7 protein-coding genes are annotated in these 7,483 nt (G+C 74.1%); 1 reads left to right on the forward strand and 6 read right to left on the reverse strand.

What is annotated here, in order from left to right; translation table 11 throughout:
• Window positions 1-148: 148 nt before the first annotated feature.
• Complete coding sequence (locus ACWD4P_RS30260; protein ID WP_359828307.1) at window positions 149-1,126, forward strand: LuxR C-terminal-related transcriptional regulator; 978 nt, start codon at window positions 149-151, stop codon at window positions 1,124-1,126.
• Window positions 1,127-1,199: 73 nt separating this feature from the next.
• Here the strand turns inward: ACWD4P_RS30260 and ACWD4P_RS30265 are convergent, their stop codons facing one another.
• The 6 genes from ACWD4P_RS30265 to ACWD4P_RS30290 are packed head-to-tail and all read right to left on the reverse strand — an operon-like array spanning window position 1,200 to window position 7,375.
• A complete protein-coding gene (locus ACWD4P_RS30265) occupies window positions 1,200-2,159 on the reverse strand; it encodes an aldo/keto reductase (protein ID WP_449781838.1) in 960 nt (319 codons plus the stop codon).
• On the reverse strand, window positions 2,134-3,153 hold the full coding sequence (locus ACWD4P_RS30270; RefSeq protein ID WP_449781839.1) for a lysylphosphatidylglycerol synthase transmembrane domain-containing protein: 1,020 nt from the start codon (window positions 3,151-3,153) through the stop codon (window positions 2,134-2,136). The genes ACWD4P_RS30265 and ACWD4P_RS30270 overlap by 26 nt, the downstream gene beginning before the upstream one ends.
• The gene (locus ACWD4P_RS30275; RefSeq protein ID WP_449781840.1) at window positions 3,150-4,148 is read right to left on the reverse strand and encodes a glycosyltransferase family 2 protein; all 999 of its coding nucleotides are present in this window, start codon (window positions 4,146-4,148) and stop codon (window positions 3,150-3,152) included. Before ACWD4P_RS30275 ends, ACWD4P_RS30270 begins: the two co-directional genes overlap by 4 nt.
• A complete protein-coding gene (locus ACWD4P_RS30280; protein WP_359831099.1) occupies window positions 4,141-5,310 on the reverse strand; it encodes an endonuclease/exonuclease/phosphatase family protein in 1,170 nt (389 codons plus the stop codon). Before ACWD4P_RS30280 ends, ACWD4P_RS30275 begins: the two co-directional genes overlap by 8 nt.
• Window positions 5,304-6,317, reverse strand: a complete 1,014-nt coding sequence (locus ACWD4P_RS30285; RefSeq protein WP_449781841.1) for a UbiA prenyltransferase family protein — start codon at window positions 6,315-6,317, stop codon at window positions 5,304-5,306. Before ACWD4P_RS30285 ends, ACWD4P_RS30280 begins: the two co-directional genes overlap by 7 nt.
• Window positions 6,318-6,337: 20 nt before the next feature.
• The gene (locus tag ACWD4P_RS30290; protein ID WP_449781843.1) at window positions 6,338-7,375 is read right to left on the reverse strand and encodes an NAD-dependent epimerase/dehydratase family protein; all 1,038 of its coding nucleotides are present in this window, start codon (window positions 7,373-7,375) and stop codon (window positions 6,338-6,340) included.
• Between the last annotated feature and the right edge of the window lie 108 nt (window positions 7,376-7,483).

A 7,483-nucleotide genomic window follows, 5' to 3' on the forward strand; every position in this document is an offset into this window, starting at 1 on the left:
GCTCTGTCCGGGTCGCCGCCGCCGGCCTGGGCGGGTGGTCCCGGGGGCGGGCGGGACGGCGGCCATCCTACAAAAATTGGTCTGGACCTGATCGGCCCGCTGGCTTAGCCTCCGAGGAGAAACGGGCGGGACACGCGGGGGAAGCGCTGTGCTGGAAGTTCTGGGCATCGAACCGTCGGCCGAGGCCGTGTACCGGCTGCTCGTCGAGGAGCCGGGGTTCCGGGTCGTCGACATGGCCGAGCGTCTGGGGTGGAGCGAGGAGCGGGTGCGTTCCGCGCTGAACCGGCTGGCCGAGCTCGACCTGGTGGACCTGGAGGACGGCTGCCTGGACGCGGTGCCGTTCAACCCGGACATCGGCTTCGGGTTCCTGCTCTCGCGGGCCACCGCGGACCTGAGCAGGCGTCAGCGGCAGATCGAGTCCGCCGGGCAGGCGGTGACGGCGCTGAGCGCCCGCTTCAACGCCAACCGGGCCCCGCGGCACGAGATCATCCAGCGGCTGGAGGGGCTGGACGCGGTCCGCAAGCGGCTGGAGGACCTGGCCTCCACCGCCGAGCACGAGTGCCTCTCCCTGCTGCCCGGTGGCGCCCAGCTGCCGGACACCATGGACGCCAGCGAACCGCTGGACCGGCAGGCGCTGGAGCGCGGGGTACGGATCAGGAGCATCTACCAGGAGAGCTTCCGCAACGACCCGCCGACCCTGGAGTACGTCCGCTGGTTCACCGGGCTCGGCGGCGAGGCCCGTACGGTGCCGTTCCTCCCGATGCTGCTGGTGGTGGTGGACCGGGAGACGGCGCTGGTGCCGATCGACCCGCAGGACGGCCGTACCGGCGCGCTGGAGGTCCGGACCCCGGGGGTGGTGAGGGCGCTGGTGCTGCTGTTCGAGCAGTTCTGGGCGGCCGGCACCCCGTTCGGCCAGGACCCGCGCCGCAACGAGCACGATCTGACGCCCCAGGAAAGGGAGTTGCTGCTCCTGCTCGGCATCGGCTGCACCGACGAGGTGGCCGCCCGGCGACTCGGGGTGTCGCTGCGCACGGTGCGCCGGATGAGCTCCCAGCTGATGGGCCGGCTGGGCGCGCGCAGCCGCTTCGAGGCGGGGGTGCGCGCGGCGAAGGAGGGCTGGATCTGATCCGATCCGGCGGGCGGGGGCCTGTCCCGCACGACAGGCCCCGGCGGTCGGACGGAGGGCGGGTCGGCCTCGCTCAGGCCGCGGTGTCCAGTCGCCGGCGCTGCTCCTCGTCGAGGACGAGGTCCAACGCGCCCAGGCTCTCCTCCAGTTGGGCGACGGAGCTGGCTCCGACGACCGGGACGGTCGGGACGGGGTGGCCGATCAGCCAGGCCAGGACGACCTGGTTGACGGTGGCGCCGGTCTCCTCGGCCACCTCCGCCAGCGCGGCCAGCCGGGCCTTCGTCTCTGGCCCCTCGTACTGCTCGCGCAGCGGGCGATCGGGGCGGCAGTACGCGCCGCCGAGCAGCGGGGAGTAGGCGACCAGCGTCATCGACGGCCGCGGGGCGAGGTAGGAGAGCAGGGCCTCGTCGGCGTGCTTCTGGATGCCGAAGTCCGCGTCGGGACGCGGCCGCAGGTAGCTGTGGCGCTGCTGGACGCACCGGTAGCCGGGCCAACTCCGCTCGGCCGCCAGGTCGTTGGCAACGGCCAGCTGGCCGGCGTCGTGGTTGCTGCAGCCGAGGGCGGTGACCTTGCCCTCGGCGACCAGCCCGGCGAAGGCGCCCATGGTCTCCTCGACCGGCGTGGCCGGATCGGCCACGTGCGCGTAGTACAGGTCCAGCCGGTCGGTGCCGAGCCGGCGCAGGCTGCCCTCGGCCGCGGCGCGCACCGCGGGGGCGGACAGGCCCTCGATGTGCTCGGGGAAGGGCAGTCCGGGCACCGGGCGGGCGCCGAGCTTGGTGGCGAGCACCAGGCCGTCGCGGTTGCCGCGGCGGGCCGTCCAGCGGCCGAGCAGTTCCTCGCTCTCGTGGCCGTTCGCGCCGTCCGCCCAGAAGGCGTAGTTGTTCGAGGTGTCGATGAACGTCCCGCCGGCTTCGGTGAAGCGGTCGAGGATCGCCGTCGCGGTCTCCTCGTCGACGGTGGTGCCGAAGGTCATCGCGCCGAGGCAGAGCGCGCTGACGGACTGCCCGTCAACTCCGAGGCTGCGGTAACGCATCAGTCTTCCCTCCAGGGGGGTTGTCGGTGGTGTCGCCGGCCGCGGCCGGGGGCGTGCCCCGTCGTGACCTGGTCACCAGAATCATTACCCCGGCGGTGCCCAGTTCGGCCACCGTGCAGACCAACCGGGAGACGATCGCGGCGGCGCCGGCCGTGGAGACCGGCACGACCGTCGAGAGCGACAGCACCAGGACCATCTCCCGGGCGCCCAGGCCGTCCGGGAGGACGATGGTCAGCGTCCCGGCGACGGTGGCCAGCGCGAAGCCCCCGACGCAGGCGGACAGCGAGCGGGCGGGCGGCCCGTCCAGGGCGACCACGACCAGCCACAGGTGCAGCCCGGCGGAGAACCAGGACAGCAGCGCCAGGGCGAGCGAGACCCGCACCGCGCGGGGCGAGTTGCGCCCGGTCGGCGGCGGCCGGCGGAACAGCCGGGCGCCGCGCTCCACCGACGCGCCGATCAGGCCGGGGCGGACCACGAAGCAGAGCAGGACCAGCACCGGCAGGGCCAGCCACCAGGTGTTCCCGCCGAGCACGGCTGGCGCGATGCCGAGCGCGGCGAGGCAGGCGGTCAGCATGGTGATGCCCAGGCTGACCACGTACGTGGTGACCATCCGCCCGGCCGTGGCCCCGTACTCGGCGCCGAGCTGGATGTGCGCGAGCAGCCCGAACACCGGGGTCGGAAGGAACTTGCCGAGCAGCCCGCAGAAGAAGATCCGGGCGCTGCCGAACAGCCCGACGGGCGGCCCGAGGTCGTCCAGGACGGCCCGCCAGGACAGCAGCCCGAGCAGCAGCCCGCCGATGTTCGTCAGCACGGACACCACCAGCAGGGCCAGGAACCGGCCGTCCGCCATCCTGGTCACCAGGCTCCAGGCGTCGTTGCGGGCCACCGCGACCAGTCCCGCGAGGCCGGCCAGCAGGAGGACGGCGGTCAGCAGGCGGTGGCGGCCCCTCGGCGGGCCCGCCGGTCCGGTGGCGGGCCCGGGCGCGCCGGTCACGGCGCGGTGTGCCGCGGCCGCCGGAAGCCGCGCTCGGTGAGCGCCCGCACCGCGCCCCGGGCGACGCCCGCCACCAGCGCGGTGTGCAGCAGGAAGTGGTAGCCGACGAACACCGGGTAGTACCGCAGCCCCTGGTCCCGGACCACGAACCGGGCCAGCCCCGGGTCCGCCACCGCGAACCAGGCCACGCCCAGCGCCGGGAGGACGGCCGCCTTGCGCGTCACCAGCAGCAGCGGCAGGCTGCCCCAGGCGGCGGCGGTGGCCAGCACGCCCGGCATCCGGTTGGCCTTGAGCGCCCCCGGGCTGAAGCGGTGGGCGCCGGCGAACGCCACCAGCAGCTGCGAGCGCCGGTACTGCTCGGTGAGCAGCGCGCCCAGCCGGTCCACGTCGTCGTGCCGCCCGGAGATGCGCTCGGTCAGCAGGATCGGGTACTTCGCGGCCAGTCGCTCGCTGTACTCGACGTCCTCCGACTCCCGCAGGGTCTCGTCCAGCGGGCCGATCTCCTCGTACACCTCCCGCCGGATCGCGCACATGGCGAAGAAGACGGTGCGCACCCGGCCGGTGGCGCGCCGGCGCCACCAGTACTCGTGCAGCACGCGGTAGCGCTCCACCGGCCCGTCGTCGAACAGCGCCCGTTTGCCGACCACCCCGTGGACGCAGCCGAGGTCGGGCTGCTCCTCCAGCAGGGCGACGGCGTTCGCGACCGCGTCCGGGTCCAGCGCGATGTCGGAGTCGAGGAAGAAGAGGATGTCGCCGGTGCTCTCGGCCGCCCCCCGGTTCCGGGCGACGGACACCCCGCCGTTGCGCTGGGTGATCAGCCGGACGGGGTAGCGCCGGACGATCTCCGGGGAGCCGTCCGAGCTGCCGTCGTCGACGACGATCACTTCGTGCACGGGGTGGGTCTGCGCCAGGGCGGACTCGACGACCGCCGCGATGGTCTTCTCGTAGTTGTAGTTGGGGATGATCACCGACACCGTGGGTCGTGCGTCAGCCATGGGTCCCTCCCGATGCCGGCCCGGAGATCCAGGCGTCCTGGCGGAGATGGTCGGATGTGCCTTCGGGGCTGCTCAGCGCGTAGCGGTGGGTCCGGGCGCCGTGCGCGGTGAACGCCCAGTCGAAGCGCCACCAGTCGTGCCAGCTGCCGGCGTCCCAGGACATCGGCAGGACGGTGTCGCCGGCGTCCGCCGCGTCCTGGGCGAGGCCGCGCAGCTCGTTGAGGTCGCCCATGCCGGCGTTGGTGTTGAAGTCGCCGGCGATGAACAGGGGGTTGGCGTTGGCCCGGACGTCCCCGACCAGCCCGTCGAACTGCTGCCGGCGCTCGCGCTGGCGGCGGTGCACGTCGGCCGGGAAGTCCTGCGGGGGCATGCCGTGGGCGACCGGCACCAGCATGTGGACGTTGTAGAAGGAGACCACCGACCCGCCCACCTGGAGGTCGGTGCGCAGCACCTTGGCGCCGGCGAAGACGTGCGACCAGTCGTCGTCCCCGCCCGCCCGCAGGGCCCGGTCCGGGCCGACCGGCGGCTGCGCCACCACGGGGAACCGGGAGAGGGTCACCAACTCGCCCCGGGTGACGACCTGGTAGCCGGGGAACTCGCGTCGCAGCCGGGCGGTGTCGTCGACCTCGCGGGCGCCGTCCGCGCCGGCCGAGTCGTCCCAGTGCAGGTACTCCTGGAGCAGGTACACGTCGGCGTGCTGGGCCTTGAGGTAGGCGTAGAAGCGGTCCGGGCCGACGTCGGAGCCCCAGTACTCGGTGTTCTGCGCGACGACGTGGATCGCGCCGGGCGGCACCGTCCGGTCGGCCGTCGCCGCGGCCAGCGTCAGGCCGGACTGGTCCAGCCCGACGGCCAGCGAGAGCGCGCCCATGACGACGGGCCAGCGCACCCGGCTGCGGCTGCGGCGCAGCCGGACGGCCAGTGCGGCCAGCAGCAGGAGCAGCGGGACGCCGAGCAGCACGGGGGGAGGCGCGGCGCCGGGGACGACCCAGAACCAGGCCCGCCCGGTCAGTGCCTCCTGGAGCGCGCAGAACAGCAGCCACACGGCGCTGACGGCGGCCAGCAGCCGGACCGGCCGGGTGGCGGGACGGTCGGCCAGGAACCAGGAGCGCCGGGGCCGGGGGAGGCCGGGGCGTCCGGGCGCGGCCCGGGGGAGCGTCACCACGACTGCACCGCCAGCAGGAGGCCGAAGCCGGCCAGCCACAGCCCGCCGACCGCGAGCATGATCCGGTCCGTGAACAGCGTCCTGGTCGGCTCGCCGCCGCCCTCGCTGACCAGCAGGATCTGCAGGTAGCGGGCGATCGCGAAGACCGCCAGCGGGGTGGAGAGCAGGATCCGCAGCTGGCGCATCCCGCCGGCGGCGGCGTCGCTCTGCAGGAAGGACACGTAGGCGAGCACGGTCACCGACGCGGCGAAGGTGACCATGCTGTTCAGGAACGGGACGGAGTAGGCGCGCAGGGCCGGCCGGTGCAGCTCGGAGGGCCCGCCCTGGACGGAGGTCAGCTCGTGCCGGCGCTTGCCGAAGCCCAGCAGGATGCAGACCGAGAAGACACAGAGCAGGAACCAGGAGGAGATCGAGACGGAGGCCGCCATGGCGCCGGCGCAGACCCGCAGCACGAAGCCGGTGGCGATGACGAACACGTCGACCACCGAGACGTGCTTGAGGACGAAGCTGTAGAGGATGTTGGTGACCGCGTAGGCGAGCACCGGGACCGCGGCGGCCCCCACCAGCGCCGAGCCGCCCGCCAGCGCGAGGTAGAGGAGGACGCCGAGCACGACGGCGGCCGGCACCGGGACGGCCCCGGAGGCGATCGGGCGGTGGCGCTTGACGGGGTGGCGGCGGTCGCGTTCCCGGTCGGCGAGGTCGTTGACGACGTAGGTGGCCGAGGACGCGAGGACGAACAGCACCAGGACGGGCAGCGCGTTCGCGACGCCCGTCCACGGCGAGGTGCCGGACTCCAGCAGGGGCAGCACCAGGACGACCGCGTTCTTCGCCCACTGGTACGGCCGGACCAGCCGGAGCAGCCCGCGCAGCAGTGAGCCGCGTCCGGGCTCCTCGGGCAACCGGCCCGGCTCCCCGGGCAGTTCGGCGGACGGGGGGCCGGTGTCCCCGTCGGGTGGATGGACCGGCGGACCGACGAGGCCCTCGCGGTACTCGCTCGCAGTACTCACTTCCGTTCCCTTCACTGCTGTCAGAAGAGGACCTTGACCGTGCGCAGGGCACCCTCGCGCCAGCGGTCGGAGTGCGTCCGGCCGGTGGTGCCGGCCACCGCGGACCGGTTCGCGCGGTACCAGGTGAAGCTGCGCTCGATGGCGGTCGCGTTGGAGTGGCGGGGGGTGAATCCGAGCACCTCGCGGGCGTCGGTGATGTCGACGCAGGAGTCCCGGGTGAGTTTCTGGACGAGGCGTCCGTAGACGGGCGACAGCCGCAGCGCGGCCAGCGTCCGCAGGGCGGCCTTCGCCGGGCCGAGCGGCAGCGGGACGACCCGCTTGCCGTGGCCGGCGAGGTCCAGGACGACCTGGCAGTCCTCGCGGAACGAGCCGTACTCGGCCGCGCCGACGTTGAACTCCCGGTTGATCCGGTCGGCGGGCAGGGTCAGCATCGCGGTCACCAGGTCGCAGAGGTCCTCGACGTCCAGCATCTGGTTGAGGGTGTGGCCGCCGCCGAGGACGGGGAAGCCCCGGCCGTCCAGCGCCCAGTCGAAGAGCATCGCGAACACGCCGAGCCGGCCGGGGCCGATGAAGGTCTTCGGGCGCAGCACGGGCACGCACATGCCCCGGTCCCGGTGGTCGGCGCAGATCCGCTCGGCCGCGATCTTCGCGGCGTTGTACGGGTCGACCGGGACGAGCGGGTGGGACTCCGGGGTCGGGGTCCGTTCCGGCAGGCCGTAGACCGCGGTGGAGGAGATGTGCAGCACCCGGTCGGTCCCGGCCCGCCGGGCGGCGTCCAGGACGGTGCGGGTGCCGTCGACGTCCACGGAGCGGATCTCCGCCGCCGGGTGGCTCGGCAGCGCGGCGGCGCCGTGCACCACCACGTCCGCCTCGGCCGTCAGGCGGCCGAGCAGCGTGCGGTCCCGGACGTCGCCGACCACGGACTCCACGGAGGGCAGGGCGGCGAGTCCGGGCGGCAGCGGGCGGCGGTCCAGGGCGACCACCCGGTGTCCGGGCGAGTTGCCGAGCCGTCGGACCAGGGCGCTGCCGAGGAAGCCGGCCGCGCCGGTGAGCAGGATCCGCTGGGGCCGGGCGGCGGGGCGGGGGCCGTCCCGGCCGCCCCGGAAGCCCGCGCCATCACCGACGCCGCGTGCAGCGCGGCCTCGGTCTTGCCGTCCCCCGTCGGC

The sequence above is a fragment of the Kitasatospora sp. NPDC002543 genome (genome assembly GCF_053594915.1).

Excerpts from the sequence above, each read along its gene's own strand:
- ACWD4P_RS30265 (WP_449781838.1), bottom strand. The coding sequence starts at position 2,159 with ATGCGTTACCGCAGCCTCGGAGTTGACGGGCAGTCCGTCAGCGCGCTC.
- ACWD4P_RS30275 (WP_449781840.1), bottom strand. The coding sequence starts at position 4,148 with ATGGCTGACGCACGACCCACGGTGTCGGTGATCATCCCCAACTACAAC.